Here is a 13,514-nt window from a genome sequence, read left to right on the forward strand (position 1 = left end):
CAATGGAGACGCTCACCACGGAACAGGCCGAACGACTGGTCGATCTCCTGGCACCGCTGATCGGGGTGCAGGGGGAAGTGGATGGCCGCATGGTGGAACTGGTCGAGGTCCTCGACGAGGGCCCCCGCGGCGAGCCGGGTATCGCGTTGATGGAGACCGGCCTGGACCGCCCGATTCAGACGAATCAGTACGGCGACCCACTTTCGCGGCACTCGCTGGTTCGCACCCTGCCGCTGCTATCCGAGGTCGAACGCGATATCCATCCGGTGCTGCGCCAGCTCCTCCCCGAGGACGTCCTGACCGATCTGCGCCGCGCGCTCGGAAACTGAAACCGCGTCGTCCAGACAAGCCTCTATCCCGCGCATCATGGGCTCCAGATGAGGCCACACGGCATCCAGCATGTAGGGCTGCGCCTCGGGCGTCGGGTGGATCCCGTCATCCATGATCATCCCGTCGCGAAGAGCAACCTCGTGCAGGAAGAAGGGCTCGAACACCAGCCCACGCTCCCGGGCCAGATCGGCGAAGACGGCCTCGAAGCGCTGACTGTACTGGGGGCCGTAGTTGGGCGGAATGCGAATCCCGAGCAACAGCGTCTGGGCGCCCGCCGAGTCGATCGCCTCCAGCATCGCCTCCAGGTTCTCGCGCATGGCCCGTGGCGAGAGCCCGCGCAGGCCGTCATTGCCTCCCAGGGCCAGGATCACGAGGTCGGGGTTCTCGCGTTCGAGGACCTCAGGCAGTCGTTCGCGCCCCCCGGCCGTCGTCTCGCCACTGATCGAGGCATTGGCCACACGCCAGGGATGATTGCGCTCGCTCAGACGCGCCTCCAGGAGCCCCACCCAGCTTTCGGAATCGTTCATCCCGAATGCCGCGCTCAGGGAATCACCGAACACCAGCACCTTCGCGGGTTCTTCCCCTGAATTTTCCGAGCTGATGGAATTCGCAAGGCCAAGCGGACTCCATAGCAACGCGAGCCACGCAAAAATGACCAGGGAATAACGCCACATGGATGCATCCTCATCTTCGGTTCTGGAAGCCCGCGACCTGCAACAGCGGATCGCCGGCCCCAGCGGTGTACTGGATATTCTGCGCGGAGTCTCGCTCGCGGTGCACGCCGGCGAGACGGTCGCCATCCTCGGCGCCTCCGGCTCCGGCAAGTCCACATTGCTCGGACTTCTTGCAGGTCTGGACGCCCCAAGTGCCGGAGAAGTTCGCTTGCTCGGCCAAACGATCAGTGAGCTGGACGAAGATGGCCGGGCAGCCCTGCGCGCCGGGCGCGTCGGCTTCGTGTTCCAGTCTTTCCAACTCCTCCCGGCACTGACGGCCTTTGAAAACGTGCTCCTGCCGCTGGAGCTTAACCCCGAGCACGAGGCGCGCTCGCAAACCGAGATCTCCGCCTGGGCCCGCGACGCGCTGAAGCGCGTCGGGCTCAGCGAGCGCGAAGCTCACTACCCGCACCAGCTCTCGGGAGGCGAGCAGCAGCGGGTCGCCATCGCCCGCGCGATTGTGGATCGCCCGGCCGTGTTGTTCGCGGACGAGCCCACCGGCAATCTCGACGGCCAGACCGGCAGCCGCATCATCGAACTGCTGTTCAGCCTGGCCCGCCAACCGGATGACCAGGGCCAGCGCACGGCGCTGATCCTGGTGACACACGACGCCGATCTCGCGCAGCAATGCGATCGTATCCTTCATATCGAGGACGGCGTGCTGGCATGACCTGGCTTTCTAGGCGCGGCGGTCCGCGCGAATGGATTCGTGGCACCTGGCGCGAATGGCGCAGTGCCGAACTGCGTGTGCTCGCCGCAGCCCTGGTCGTCGCGGTGGCGGCGGTCGCGGCGGTCGGGTTCTTCACTGATCGGGTGGATCGCGGCATGGCGCAGCAGGCGACCCTGCTGCTGGGCGGTGACATGGCCGTGGTCGGCGACCAGCCGATCCCGGAGGACTGGCTCGCGGAGGCCGAACGTCGAGGCCTGCAGACCGCCCGCACCGCGGCCCTGCCCAGCGTGCTGTTCACCCCCGAGGACGACTCCCGCCTGTCCGCGCTGCGCGCGGTGGATCGTGACTGGCCCCTGCTGGGCGAGGCCCTCGTACGAACCGACCCGGACGCGGACCCCGAGGTACGCACCCAGGGACCGGAACCCGGTACGGCCTGGCTGGAGGGCGCCCTGCTGCAGGCGCTGGAACGGGAGGTCGGCGATACCGTCGAGGTCGGCGAACTGGAACTGCAAGTGGCCGGCGAGATCACGCGGGAGCCGGACCGCGGCAGCGCCCTGCTGGATATCGCACCCCGGCTGATGCTCGCCTATGAGGATCTCGAGGTCAGCGGCCTGATCGGACCCGGCAGCCGCGTGCGCTACGAGCTCTTCGTGACCGGCCCGGCGGCCCCGATCGAAAGCTACCGCGACTGGATCGAGGAGCGCCTGGAGCCGGGCCAGCGACTGCGCGGGCTGGACGACGCCAATCCGCAGTTGCAGGTCGCGATCGAGCGAGCCGAGCGCTTCCTCGGGCTGGCCTCTCTGATGGCGGTCCTGTTAGCCGGCGCGGCGATCGCGGTGGCCGCCCATCATTTTGCCCAGCGCCGTGCGGACGCCGCCGCGGTCATGCGCGCGCTGGGGGCCAGCGGACGCCATGTACTCAGGCTTTATTTTGGCCACGTCCTGATCATTGCGCTGCTGGCCAGTGCACTGGGCCTGGTCATTGGGTTCGCGGCGCAGTTCGTGCTCTCCGCGCTGCTCGGTGAGTGGCTGGCGGGCGACCTGCCGTCCCCGGGGTTACGCCCAGTAGCGGCGGGCCTCGGTGTGGGCCTGATTACCGCGATCGGCTTCGCCCTGCCCGCGTTGCTGCGCATCGGCCAGGTGTCCCCCCTGCGCGTACTGCGCCGTGATCTGGGGCTCCCGCCCGCCTCCGTCTGGCTGTCGGGGCTGCTGGCCCTTCTGGCCTTCGGTGCGCTGTTGTACTGGCAGGCGGCCGACCCGCGCCTGGCCGCCTGGGTCCTGCTGGGGACCGCGGGCGCCCTGGTCGTGCTTGGCGCACTGGGCCTGCTGCTGGTGCTGGCCCTGCGCCCGCTGCGCAATCACGGGGGCATGGCCATGCGCTTTGGTCTGGCCAACCTCTCCCGCCGCGGCGGGCTGAGCGCCGTGCAACTGGTTGCCTTCAGCATCGGCATCCTTGCGCTATTGCTGCTGGCGATTGTGCGTGTGGACCTGCTCTCGGCCTGGGATGCCAGCATCCCCGCCGATGCACCAAACCAGTTCTTCGTCAATATCCAGCCCGGACAGGAAGAGGCGTTCGCCGACCGGATCGAGGCCTCCGGGCTCGAACGCCCGCAGATGGACCCGATGATTCGCGGACGCCTGATCGCGATCAACGACCAGCCGGTCCAGCCCGATGACTTTGACGACGACCAGACCCGGCGCCTGGTGGATCGCGAGTTCAACCTCTCCTACGCGGAGGAACCGCCGGAGCACAACCGCGTGACGGAGGGCCACTGGTTCCACCACGGGCCGACCGGCGAAGCGGCCGACGGTGCCTGGTCCGTCGAGGCCGGGCTGATAGAACGCTTTGGACTGGAGATCGGCGACAGCCTGACCTTCCGGGTGGGCGGGCAACCCGTGCGCGGGGTCATCGCCAACGTACGCGAGGTCGACTGGGACAGCTTCCGGGTCAATTTCTTTGTGATCGGCCCGCCCGCCCTGCTGGGCGAGCAGCCGCGCACCTATATCACCGCGCTGCATGTGCCGGAAGATATGGGAGCGGAGCAGAACCGCTGGCTGCGCGAATTCCCGGCCGTCTCCGCGATCGACGTCGGCGCGATCATCGAGCAGGTCCGCGACGTGATGGACCAGGCCACCCGCGCGGTCGAGTACGTCTTTCTGTTTACCCTGGTCGCGGGCCTGACCGTGCTGTTTGCGGCGGTACAGGCCACGCGCGACGTCCGCCGCCGCGAGACCGCACTGCTGCGCACGCTGGGGGCGCGGCGGCACCACATCCGACGGGCACTGCTGGCCGAGTTCGGCAGCCTGGGTTTTCTGGCGGGTCTGCTGGCAGCCATCATCGCCACCGCGGTGGGGGCCCTGCTGGCCTGGCAGGTGTTCGAGTTCGACTACCGGATCAATCCGATGACCTTCGTCTTCGGGATCGTCGGCGGGACCCTGGGGATCGCGCTGGCCGGATGGCTGGGGACGCGCAGCGTACTGCGCCAGGCGCCACTCGGGGTCCTGCGCGGCCCCGAGTGATGCGCCCGACGACCATCAGTGGCCGTACATGATGTCCACGTCGAGGAAGCCGAACAGCACCAGGGCCGCCAGCGCCCAGACATAGAAGGAAAAGACCTTCAGGCGCGCGCGATAGAGGAAGAACAGCACCATCTTGAGGGAGACCACCCCGACCACCGCGGAGACCACGAACCCGACGATCAGCGGCGTCCAGGTCAGATCCCCCAGCCCATTGCCATTCGTCCAGACATCCAGCGACTGAACGGCGGTGGCCGCCAGGATCGTCGGGATTGCGAGGAAGAAGCTGTATTCGGCTGCCCAGCGCCGCTTGAGGCCCGAGAACAGCGCGAAGGTGATGGTCATCCCGCTGCGGCTCAGCCCGGGGACCAGCGCAAAGCCCTGGGCCACGCCAATCACCGTGGCGATCTTCGGCCCCAGCTTGCGCAGCCCCAGCGGACGTCGGCTCAGGCGATCCGTCCACCACAGCAGGATGCCCGTCAGCGTGAGGGTGCCGGCGATCAGCGTCGGATTGGCGAACACGTGCTCAAAGCTCGCCTTCAGCGTAAAGCCGATTGCGGCGGTGGCGAAAACCGACAAGCCGCAGAGCAGCGCGAGGCGCAGGAACAGCATCTCTCGGCCCGCGCTGCCACCGGCCGACGCCCATTGCCAGCTCTCGCGGGCGATCCCGCCGCTCAGGCGCCAAAGACTCTGGCGGAATACGTAGATAATCGATACCAGCGTGCCGACATGCACAACCAGATCGAACAGGATCATCTCCGGGCTTTCCGGCGGCGGCAGCGGCTCGCCACTGAGAATCAGCCAGTGCTGGGTGAGCACCAGGTGCGCGGTCGAACTGACCGGCAAGAACATGAAGATGCCCTGCACGACGCCGAGCAGGGTGGCAACCCAAACTGTCATTCCGATTCCGGTTTTGTCCCAAAGGCGGGCGCAGTATACGGAAACGGCCCGGGAAACGGTGTTACCGGGTTCGCGCCCCGGCACTCGCTTTCATATACCCAACGTACTTGTTTTTGCGCCAGTACACCCTTATCTTGCCGTTATACATTCACATCGCCGTATATTTGGCAGCCGACCAACCGAACCCGTGCGACCCGCGAGAACGTACGGGACCTGGCGAGCGCCGATCTGGCCTGCAAACCGCCAACGAGTCACCCCATGCAACTAACTCGCTTCACTGATTTCTCCCTGCGCGTCCTGATGTACCTCACGGTCCAGCCCGACGACCAGCGCGTCACCGTCACCGAGATCTCCGAACGCTTCGGCATTCCGCGCAACCACCTGGTCAAGATCGTTCACCAGCTGGGCCAGAAGGGGTATCTGATCACCCGCCGCGGCAAGGGCGGCGGCATCTCGCTCGCTCGCGCCCCCGAGTCGATCAATATCGGGGCCGTCGTACGCGACATGGAGCCCAACCTCAAGGTCGTCGATTGCGAGAGCCCGATGTGCCCGATCCTGCCCGGCTGCCAGCTGCGCGGGGTACTGGACGACGCCCGCGATGCCTTCCTCGCGGTGCTCGATCAATACACGGTGCGCGATGTCACCCAGTCACCCGAGCACCTGCGGTCCCTGCTACGCTATAGCGCCTGACCCCACTGCCCCGAGGACGCCGCCATGGATCGGCACGTGACCTCCCGCCGACCGCTATCGGCCGCAACCCTGCTGCTTGTGGCCCTTGCGCTTGCCGCACCGCCTGCGCTTGCGCTGGCACCCGCCTGCCCGTCCGACAGAGCCAGCCTCACGACCGACGGACTGCTGGCCGAACCTCCGGCGGACGACGCCTCCGTCGTTCTGGAGGGCATCGTGACCGGCGTCTTCATGGGCGACGATCAACTGGGCGGCTTCTACCTGCAGAACGACGAGTCCGACAGGCCAACCGGGCTGTTCGTCTATGCCCCGCGCCAAGAGCCGGTTACGCCGGGTGATCGGTTGCGCGTACAGGGCCGCTTTGGCCATCACCACGGCCGTCCCCAGCTCGCCCGCATCGACGGCATCGAGACCTGCGGAAACGGTCGGCTGCCCGAGCCGGTGACACTCGAGCTCCCGCGCGACGCCGAACGACTGTCTGACTTCGAGGACGTGCGCGTGCGCTTTGATCAGACGCTGACCGTATCGGGCCACCATGAACTCGAGCGCTACGGCAACCTGAAACTCTCCGCCGGCGGGCGCCTGTGGCACCCGGGACAAACGGGCGCGTTCGACGACCACGACCATGCCGAACGCCGCATCGTGCTGGACGACGGCAGTTACCGCGCCCGTCCGGACCCCATCCCCTATCTCGACGACCAGGGGACGCGGCGCGTCGGCAGCCAGGTCACGGGCCTGACCGGCATCCTGACCCACGCCTTCGATGCCCACCGCCTGCATCCGACCGAAACGCCTGAGTGGGAGGGGGGCACCCGACCCGAGGCGCCGAACCCGGCGACAGGTGGTGCACTGCGCATCGTTACTGCCAACATGGAGAATGACTTTGTCACGCTGGGCGAGCGTGGCGCGGCCAATCGCGCCGAACGCCAGCGGCAGGAGGCCAAGCTGAATGCCGCCCTGCTCCCTCTGAACGCCGACCTGATTGCGGCCATCGAACTGGAAAACCGCCCCGTCGCCCGCGAACGCCTGATCGAGCGCCTGAATCAGCACGGCGACCTCACCTACGAGGCGGTACGGCACCCCGCGCCGGGGACAGACGCGATCAAGGTGGGCATAACCTACCGCCCCGATCGGCTGAAATTACTGGAAGTCGTCGCCGACGAAGACCGTGTGCATCACCGTCCACCGCTGCTTGCATGGTTCGGCACACCGGAAGGTGAACCCCTGTTCGGAGTCGTGGCGGTGCACTTCAAGGCCAAATCCGGATGTCCGTCCAGCGGTGACGTCGATCACGGCCAGGGCTGCTGGAACGAGCGGCGCACGGCCCAGGCCGAACGCCTGGCACAGTGGATCAAACAGGAGCGTCGCGACGGGCTGCCCGTGATCATTGCCGGCGACCTGAACGCCTACGCCGCGGAAGACCCGCTCCGTGTGCTACGCGAGGCGGGGAAACGGGATCTGGTCCATACCGAGCCTGACCGGGCCTACAGCTATGTCTTTCGCGGCCAGTCCGGGCAACTGGACTACTTGCTCGGCCCCGGGGGAATCGCTGAACACGTCGGGGACGCCGGCTCCTGGGCGATCAACGCCGACGAACCGGCCTTTCTGGGATTTGACGGGAGCCAGCCCGTCGACGGGCCATGGCGCGCCTCCGACCACGACCCCGTCTGGCTGGACCTGCGGGTCGACTAGTCACGGGTCGGGAGTTGTTCTGACGCTCCTGCGTCGGCCTCCGGCTCGGTGGCTTTTTCCCCAACCTTCTCGGCGGCCTCCGTCTCCTCGTCGCTCAGATTGTCCTGGATAAGCCGCACGGGGATCGGCCCGCCATCGATATGGCTCAGCGTGCGCTGCGGGAACGGGATCTCGATACCCGCCTCGTCCAGCGCGGCCTTCACCTGCATGTGCATGCTGTTGCGCAGATCCAGGAATTTCTCGCGCCGCGCCCAGACGGACAGCTGAATCTTCAGCGCGGAATCCCCGTACTCGAGGAAGATGAACAGCGGTTTGGGTTCCTCCAGACAGACCGGATTGCGATCCGCCACGTCCATCAGAATGTCGCGCAGCGCCTTCAGGTCGGTGCGATAGGCCACCCCAATCTGCATGTCCAGGCGGCGGATCGGGAAGCGCGTCATATTGGTGATCTGCGACTTCACCAGGCTCTCGTTCGGCACCCGCACCAGCAGGTTGTCGAAGGTGCGGAGCTTCACCGATAGCAGGTCGATGGACAGCACCTCCCCGGTCGCGTCCCCCACCTTGATGATGTCACCCACCGAGAAGGGCCGCTCCCCGATCAGGAACAGCCCCGAGATCAGGTTGGACGCCGAGGTCTGCGAGGCAAAGCCCAGCGCGACCGTCAGGATGCCGGCCGCCCCCAGCAGCACGGTGAGATCGAAACCCAGCTCGCGCAGCCCGGACACAACCGCCAGGACGATAATCACGTAGAAGCTGATGCGGCGCATCAGCATGATCTGCTGGGCATCCATATGCCGGCCGAAGGCCCGCGTAAGGTTGCGCGAGACCAGTCGCGCCACGATCAACCCGACGACGATGTAGAGCGAGGCCCGCAGCGCGGCCAGAAAGCCGTCGCTGGTCAGAAAGTCCATGGTGCCTTGTATCCAGCCGTCCATTCAGTGTTTCCCTATTGGAACAGGGCGCTAAACGCCCGCACCATCACATGCCGCCCGCCCACCTCGCGCGGCTCGGCGATCCGCTCGGCCCCCTCGGCCTCAGCGGGCGGCCCGGCATCGATCTTCATCGCCGCCATGTCCTTGTCTTCCTCGCGCTCCATGCGGACCGCCGGGGTCCACAGGCGGTTGTGGCGATCGGCATAGACCGGCAGACGCGGCACCGGCAGGTTCACGCGCTCCAGGAACAGCGCATCGAGCGCCTTGTTGTGGATCGTCAGCGGCGTGACCACGCGGTGCGGACGCTCCGGGACATCCTCCAGAGCCAGCCGCGCCTGGGTGCGCGTGGCGTAGCACAGCTCCCCCTCGACCGTACTGGGACCGAACCAGGTGTCCGAAGGCACATAGACCGGGAATTCATGTGCCCGCGCATCGCCCAGATAGAACTGGACCCAGGCAGGCGAACTGAGAAACAGCGTGATCCGGCCCTGAGCCGGCACGTAGAACGGATTTTCCGGACGACTGACCATCGGACGGTCGGCCAGAGCGATCCGCAGTTCCGGTTGGGTGTCGCCGGTAGCACCGGCGAAGCGCAGACGCTCGGAGAGCGACTCGGGCCACTCGGCGTCGGTCGGTACCTCGATATCCAGCGTCGCATCGGCGGCGTCGCGCGGCCGGTCCAGGCCCAGGCGCCATTCCGCCGGGGTATGTTCGAGCCAGATATCGAGCGGCCCGACGGACCAGCGTCCGATACGCCCCTGTGGCAACGACCAGCGCCCCCACCAGGTCGGCCGCTTCCCTGTCTTGTCCTTGTCGGTCATCCCTGGTGGTGTCCTGTGTCCGTTGCCGATGTGCTCGACGACCACTGTAGCGCACTCCTAAAACAGATCCATCTGGGGGCCGCGGTCGGCCTCCGGTGCTGCCGGCGGGGAGAAGCGCGTCGTATCCAGTTCCGCCAGGCGGCCGGCCAGACCCGCACGGCGCCGGGCCAGGCGAAAGCGCTGACGCAGCAGTGTTGCATAGGGGCCCGCCCCGACCATCCGGTGGCCGAAGGTCGAATCGTACAACTGGCCCCCGTGCGCCTCGCGCAAGCGCTGCAGCACATGGTCCGCTTTCAGCGGGTGGTACGTGCGCAGCCAGTCCTCGAACAACGGCGCCACCTCCCGCGGCAGGCGCAACAGGACATAGCCGGCGCTGCTCGCCCCGGCCTCGCGCGCTGCGTCCAGCAACGATTCGAGCTCGCCGTCAGTCAGCACCGGGATCAGGGGCGCGACCAGCACCGCCACCGGCACCCCGGCCTCGCTCAGTCGCCGCATGGTTTCCAGACGCCGCTGGGGCGCGGCCGCGCGGGGTTCCAGATGGCGCGACAGCGCCCGATCCAGCGTGGTCACGGAGACCGCCACCTGAACCAGCCCCTCCTCCGCCATGGGTCCCAGCAGGTCGAGGTCCCGTTCAACCAGCGCGGACTTGGTCACGACCGAGACCGGATGCCGCGCCTCGGCTAGCACCTCCAGTACCTCCCGCGTAATACGCCACTCGCGCTCCACGGGCTGATAGGCATCCGTGTTGATGCCCAGAGCCAACGGGGTCACGCGGTGCGCGGGGCGTGCCAGTTCGCGGCGCAGGCAGTCGGCCGCGCCCACCTTGGCGAATAATCGGCTCTCGAAATCCAGCCCCGGCGACAGCCCGACATAGGCATGTGCCGGTCGCGCGAAACAGTACGCGCAGCCGTGCTCACAGCCCCGGTAAGGGTTCAGCGACAATTCGAACGGGACATCCGGCGATTGGTTCCAGGACAGCACCGTGCGCGGGCGTTCCGGTGTCACCTCGGTGCGCAGCGGCCGGGGCTCTTCGTGTTCACCCACCCAGCCATCGTCAAATGCTTCGCGGTGCGTGGTCTCGAAGCGCGCGAGGGGCTGGATCGTCGCGCCGCGGCCACGAACCGGTCCATCACGCTGGTTCATCGGCGCGGGCCGTCAAGGGAAGCACTCATCCACGTGCACGCTCGCGCTCGAGTCGCTTTTGCGTGCGAACAAGGCGCGGCGACTGCCGTGCAGTCATTCTGCACAAGGGAGCCGCAACGCCGTGCGCGCACCCGTTTTTGATAACAACGGGCGGCCGAGCCCCTTCGGGGTTGGCACCCCAGGTTCCCCGATCCCGCGTTGCGTCCCTTGTCGGTAGAACCACTACCGGCTACGCACCGCGCCCTGTCTCGGAAAACCTGGGGTACCAACGCGAGCGTGTACATGGATCAGTGTTTCCCTAGCCGCTCGCAGAGCTGGCGAAAATACCCGGATTCGGAGATCAGGCCGCGCCCCTCTTCCGACTGGTTCAGCCGATCCAGCAGCATCCGCAGGCGCCGCGCCGCCCGGTCGCGGGTGGCCGCGTCGTCAGCGGCTTGCAGCAAGGCCTCCGCCGAGGCGATATCGCCGCGCAGGCGCACGGCCTCCGGCACATACCCTGCGTTTTTCATCACTCGAAACGCCAGCCGCAGCTCCTGTGGCACATCGCGGTCATCGTCGAGTTCCAGCGGCCGCCCGACCCCGGGCAGATCATCGAACTCGCCCCGCCGAGCGGCCTCGGCGAGCTTCGCCTCGACTTGTGTCTCGGAGAGCAGCATGCGTCACCGCTCGAGCCGGATGCGGTAGACATCCGCATCCGCCGCACTGAATGCGCAGACCACCAAGCTGCGAAACTGGTCCTCCTGCGCCCGCAGCTGTTTCAGCGCGATACCGGCCGCGCGGTCCTTGGGAAAGCGGTAGACGCCGGTGCTGATCAGGGGAAAGGCCACCTCGCGCAGGCCATATTCGATCGCCAGTTCCAGGCTTGCGCGGTAACAGGAGGCCAGCAGCGTGTCCTCGCCCGCCTGGCCGCCCTGCCACACAGGGCCGACGGTGTGGATCACGTATTTGGCCGGGAGGCGAAACCCGGGGGTGATGCGCGCCTCGCCGGTCGGGCAGCCACCAAGGGCCCGGGTCGCCTCCAGCAGCTCGGGGCCAGCGGCGCGATGAATGGCCCCGTCGACACCGCCGCCGCCCAGCAGGCTCTCGTTGGCGGCGTTGACGATCGCATCCACCTCCAGGGTGGTGATGTCGCCCTGTACGACCGAGATCATGGCTGCCCTACGCCGGCACCATCCAGAGCGTCAGCGACAGCAGGATGGCCGTCATGCTCAGGCCGATCACCGGCAGCATCATGACCCCGGCCAGCGCCTCGCGCCGGAACAGGCGGAAGGCCATCCCGATGAGCGTCAGGGCCCAGCCGAAGGCGACGAAAAACGCCAGTGCGAAGATCTCGTTGCTCCACAGCACGATCAAGGCCACCGGCAGCGCCAGGTTCAGGAACACCACGCCCAGCTCCTGCGAGCCTGCGGCACGCCCCGCGGTCAGCGCGTAGCCATAGGCGGCCCAGACCATCACCATGCCAAACGCCAGCGCGCCTGCGGCCGGCGACTCCAGCGGCGCGCGCAGGATAGCCGCGCCATGCGGCTCCAGGCCCACGCCCAGCGCGATGATCAGCAGGCCTACCCCCACACTGATCAGCAGCCAGAACCACAGGGTTCCGCGTTGTACGTCCGGTTCGGTCATGTGCCCTCCCTGGGGTCGGAAATTGGCTACGCAATGCAAACGATGTCTGTACTACCGGGGACCACGGGGACGGCTTGAGGTTCGGACCCGCCACCGTCGGTGCCGGGTCCGTCACGCCGCGAGGTCAGTGGCGCGCCAGCTGCCAGGCGACCGTCTCGCCCGCACGCAGGGGTACGCCCGGGTCGTGGCCGAACAGCACCGCTTCGGGCACGGTCCAGTCCACCCGCTCCAGCGTGATGGTGTCCGTGTTGCGCGGCAGCCCGTAGAAATCCGCGCCGTGGAAGCTGGCGAAGCCCTCCAGTTTGTCCAGCGCATCCACAGAGGCGAAGGCCTCGGCATAGAACTCGATCGCCGCGTGGGCTGTATAGATGCCCGCGCAGCCACAGGCGGACTCCTTCGCATGCCGCGGGTGCGGGGCGCTGTCGGTCCCGAGGAAGAAGCGTGGGTGCCCGCTGGTAGCAGCACGCAACAGGGCCTGGCGGTGGCGCTCGCGCTTCAGGATCGGCAGGCAGTAATGATGCGGCCGGATGCCGCCGACGAACAGCGCATTGCGGTTGTACAGAAGGTGCTGCGGGGTGATGGTCGCCGCGATGTTCTCCGGGCCCGATTCGACAAACGCCACCCCCGATTCGGTCGTGGTGTGCTCCAGCACCACCCGCAGGTCCGGAAACTCGCGAATCAGCGGCTGCAGGTGGCGTTCGATAAACACCGCCTCGCGGTCGAAGATGTCGACCTCCGGATCGGTCACCTCGCCATGCACCAGGAGCGGCAGGTCGACCCGCTGCATCGCCTCGAACACGGGGTAGCAACGCCGGATATCCGACACGCCGCTGGCTGCGTTGGTCGTCGCCCCCGCCGGGTACAGCTTCACGCCGTGAATGAACCCGCTGGCCTTTGCCGCCTCGATCATCCCGGGCGTGGTCGCCTCGGTCAGATAAAGCGTCATCAGCGGCTCGAAGTCCGCTTCCTCCGGAAGCGCCGCGAGGATGCGCTCGCGATACTCGGCCGCCGCCTCGACCGTCGTCACCGGCGGCTTGAGGTTCGGCATGATGATCGCGCGGCGAAAACGCCGGGCGGTATCCGGCAGCACGCTGCCGAGCACATCGCCATCGCGCAGATGCAGGTGCCAGTCGTCGGGTCGGGTAATCGTCAGACGGTTCATGGGATCCTGGAAGAGTCGCGGGAGCCCTGGCGGCTCCATTGAGGAAACGCTGATTGTATCCGGCGATCAGGATAACGCGCGGCGGATTTGCTCCTCGCCGTAACCCTCGATCGCCACGGTCTTGTCGCGCGCGGTCGCACCCGCCACGACGGTCACGTCACGGGCCGGGCAGCCCAGCGTCTTTGCCAGCAGGGCGCAAACGGCCTCGTTTGCCCGGCCCTTCTCTGGTGGGGCCTGCACGCGAAGCTTGAGGATATCCCCCATCCAGGGGCCGATAACATCGCGCTTGCTGCCCGGCGCCACGCGGACCCTAAGGCGAGCCAAA

15 protein-coding genes are annotated in these 13,514 nt (G+C 67.2%); 5 read left to right on the top strand and 10 right to left on the bottom strand.

Translation table 11 applies throughout. From position 1 onward, the window contains the following. Positions 1–2 precede the first annotated feature (2 nt). Positions 3–329 carry a hypothetical protein gene (locus G015_RS0111615; RefSeq protein ID WP_018139685.1) on the top strand — a complete coding sequence of 109 codons (327 nt, stop codon included), beginning with the start codon at positions 3–5 and terminating at the stop codon, positions 327–329. On the opposite strand, the gene G015_RS0111620 is transcribed toward G015_RS0111615, so the two are convergent. Then, positions 237–1,004 carry an arylesterase gene (locus tag G015_RS0111620; protein WP_020146765.1) on the bottom strand — a complete coding sequence of 256 codons (768 nt, stop codon included), beginning with the start codon at positions 1,002–1,004 and terminating at the stop codon, positions 237–239. The genes G015_RS0111615 and G015_RS0111620 overlap by 93 nt on opposite strands. Between G015_RS0111620 and G015_RS0111625 the strand changes: the two genes are divergently transcribed. Both G015_RS0111625 and G015_RS0111630 read left to right on the top strand, forming a co-directional pair. Beyond that, positions 1,003–1,713 carry an ABC transporter ATP-binding protein gene (locus tag G015_RS0111625; protein ID WP_020146766.1) on the top strand — a complete coding sequence of 237 codons (711 nt, stop codon included), beginning with the start codon at positions 1,003–1,005 and terminating at the stop codon, positions 1,711–1,713. The two genes, G015_RS0111620 and G015_RS0111625, sit on opposite strands and share 2 nt — an antisense overlap. Then, complete coding sequence (locus G015_RS0111630) at positions 1,710–4,232, top strand: ABC transporter permease (protein ID WP_020146767.1); 2,523 nt, start codon at positions 1,710–1,712, stop codon at positions 4,230–4,232. Before G015_RS0111625 ends, G015_RS0111630 begins: the two co-directional genes overlap by 4 nt. A gap of 15 nt (positions 4,233–4,247) precedes the next feature. On the opposite strand, the gene G015_RS0111635 is transcribed toward G015_RS0111630, so the two are convergent. Continuing rightward, positions 4,248–5,129 (bottom strand): undecaprenyl-diphosphate phosphatase, encoded by an 882-nt coding sequence (locus tag G015_RS0111635; protein WP_018139681.1) that lies wholly within the window; start codon positions 5,127–5,129, stop codon positions 4,248–4,250. 258 nt (positions 5,130–5,387) lie between these two features. On the opposite strand from G015_RS0111635, the gene G015_RS0111640 reads away from it, so the two are divergent. Both G015_RS0111640 and G015_RS0111645 read left to right on the top strand, forming a co-directional pair. Next, positions 5,388–5,819, top strand: a complete 432-nt coding sequence (locus tag G015_RS0111640) for an Rrf2 family transcriptional regulator (RefSeq protein ID WP_018139680.1) — start codon at positions 5,388–5,390, stop codon at positions 5,817–5,819. 24 nt (positions 5,820–5,843) lie between these two features. Continuing rightward, a complete protein-coding gene (locus G015_RS0111645; protein ID WP_020146768.1) occupies positions 5,844–7,508 on the top strand; it encodes an ExeM/NucH family extracellular endonuclease in 1,665 nt (554 codons plus the stop codon). Here the strand turns inward: G015_RS0111645 and G015_RS0111650 are convergent. From G015_RS0111650 to G015_RS0111685, 8 genes are all read right to left on the bottom strand, one after another. Continuing rightward, on the bottom strand, positions 7,505–8,443 hold the full coding sequence (locus tag G015_RS0111650) for a mechanosensitive ion channel family protein (protein WP_018173923.1): 939 nt from the start codon (positions 8,441–8,443) through the stop codon (positions 7,505–7,507). The genes G015_RS0111645 and G015_RS0111650 overlap by 4 nt on opposite strands. Positions 8,444–8,454: 11 nt before the next feature. Beyond that, positions 8,455–9,261 carry a hypothetical protein gene (locus tag G015_RS0111655; protein ID WP_020146769.1) on the bottom strand — a complete coding sequence of 269 codons (807 nt, stop codon included), beginning with the start codon at positions 9,259–9,261 and terminating at the stop codon, positions 8,455–8,457. Positions 9,262–9,318: 57 nt separating this feature from the next. After that, a complete protein-coding gene (locus G015_RS0111660; protein WP_020146770.1) occupies positions 9,319–10,404 on the bottom strand; it encodes a PA0069 family radical SAM protein in 1,086 nt (361 codons plus the stop codon). 287 nt (positions 10,405–10,691) lie between these two features. Further along, positions 10,692–11,060, bottom strand: coding sequence for a DUF1992 domain-containing protein (locus G015_RS0111665; protein WP_018139675.1), 369 nt, complete (start codon positions 11,058–11,060; stop codon positions 10,692–10,694). 3 nt (positions 11,061–11,063) lie between these two features. Continuing rightward, a complete protein-coding gene (locus G015_RS0111670; RefSeq protein WP_020146771.1) occupies positions 11,064–11,555 on the bottom strand; it encodes an O-acetyl-ADP-ribose deacetylase in 492 nt (163 codons plus the stop codon). A 7-nt stretch (positions 11,556–11,562) separates the two neighbouring features. Further along, the gene (locus G015_RS0111675) at positions 11,563–12,027 is read right to left on the bottom strand and encodes a hypothetical protein (RefSeq protein WP_018139673.1); all 465 of its coding nucleotides are present in this window, start codon (positions 12,025–12,027) and stop codon (positions 11,563–11,565) included. A gap of 124 nt (positions 12,028–12,151) precedes the next feature. Beyond that, positions 12,152–13,189, bottom strand: coding sequence for a dihydroorotase (gene pyrC, locus G015_RS0111680; protein WP_020146772.1), 1,038 nt, complete (start codon positions 13,187–13,189; stop codon positions 12,152–12,154). A 66-nt stretch (positions 13,190–13,255) separates the two neighbouring features. Next, positions 13,256–13,513, bottom strand: a complete 258-nt coding sequence (locus G015_RS0111685; protein WP_232196824.1) for a DUF167 domain-containing protein — start codon at positions 13,511–13,513, stop codon at positions 13,256–13,258. Between the last annotated feature and the right edge of the window lies 1 nt (position 13,514).

Origin of the sequence: Thioalkalivibrio sp. ALJ15 (assembly GCF_000383695.1) — a bacterium.
Lineage (GTDB): Bacteria > Pseudomonadota > Gammaproteobacteria > Ectothiorhodospirales > Ectothiorhodospiraceae > Thioalkalivibrio.

Bases quoted from the DNA above. Each gene is read 5' to 3' on its own strand.
- G015_RS0111615 (WP_018139685.1), top strand. From the start codon at position 3: ATGGAGACGCTCACCACGGAACAGGCCGAACGACTGGTCGATCTCCTG.
- G015_RS0111625 (WP_020146766.1), top strand. From the start codon at position 1,003: ATGGATGCATCCTCATCTTCGGTTCTGGAAGCCCGCGACCTGCAACAG.
- G015_RS0111620 (WP_020146765.1), bottom strand. From the start codon at position 1,004: ATGTGGCGTTATTCCCTGGTCATTTTTGCGTGGCTCGCGTTGCTATGG.
- G015_RS0111630 (WP_020146767.1), top strand. From the start codon at position 1,710: ATGACCTGGCTTTCTAGGCGCGGCGGTCCGCGCGAATGGATTCGTGGC.
- G015_RS0111635 (WP_018139681.1), bottom strand. From the start codon at position 5,129: ATGACAGTTTGGGTTGCCACCCTGCTCGGCGTCGTGCAGGGCATCTTC.
- G015_RS0111640 (WP_018139680.1), top strand. From the start codon at position 5,388: ATGCAACTAACTCGCTTCACTGATTTCTCCCTGCGCGTCCTGATGTAC.
- G015_RS0111645 (WP_020146768.1), top strand. From the start codon at position 5,844: ATGGATCGGCACGTGACCTCCCGCCGACCGCTATCGGCCGCAACCCTG.
- G015_RS0111650 (WP_018173923.1), bottom strand. From the start codon at position 8,443: ATGGACGGCTGGATACAAGGCACCATGGACTTTCTGACCAGCGACGGC.
- G015_RS0111655 (WP_020146769.1), bottom strand. From the start codon at position 9,261: ATGACCGACAAGGACAAGACAGGGAAGCGGCCGACCTGGTGGGGGCGC.
- G015_RS0111660 (WP_020146770.1), bottom strand. From the start codon at position 10,404: ATGAACCAGCGTGATGGACCGGTTCGTGGCCGCGGCGCGACGATCCAG.
- G015_RS0111665 (WP_018139675.1), bottom strand. From the start codon at position 11,060: ATGCTGCTCTCCGAGACACAAGTCGAGGCGAAGCTCGCCGAGGCCGCT.
- G015_RS0111670 (WP_020146771.1), bottom strand. From the start codon at position 11,555: ATGATCTCGGTCGTACAGGGCGACATCACCACCCTGGAGGTGGATGCG.
- G015_RS0111675 (WP_018139673.1), bottom strand. From the start codon at position 12,027: ATGACCGAACCGGACGTACAACGCGGAACCCTGTGGTTCTGGCTGCTG.
- pyrC (WP_020146772.1), bottom strand. From the start codon at position 13,189: ATGAACCGTCTGACGATTACCCGACCCGACGACTGGCACCTGCATCTG.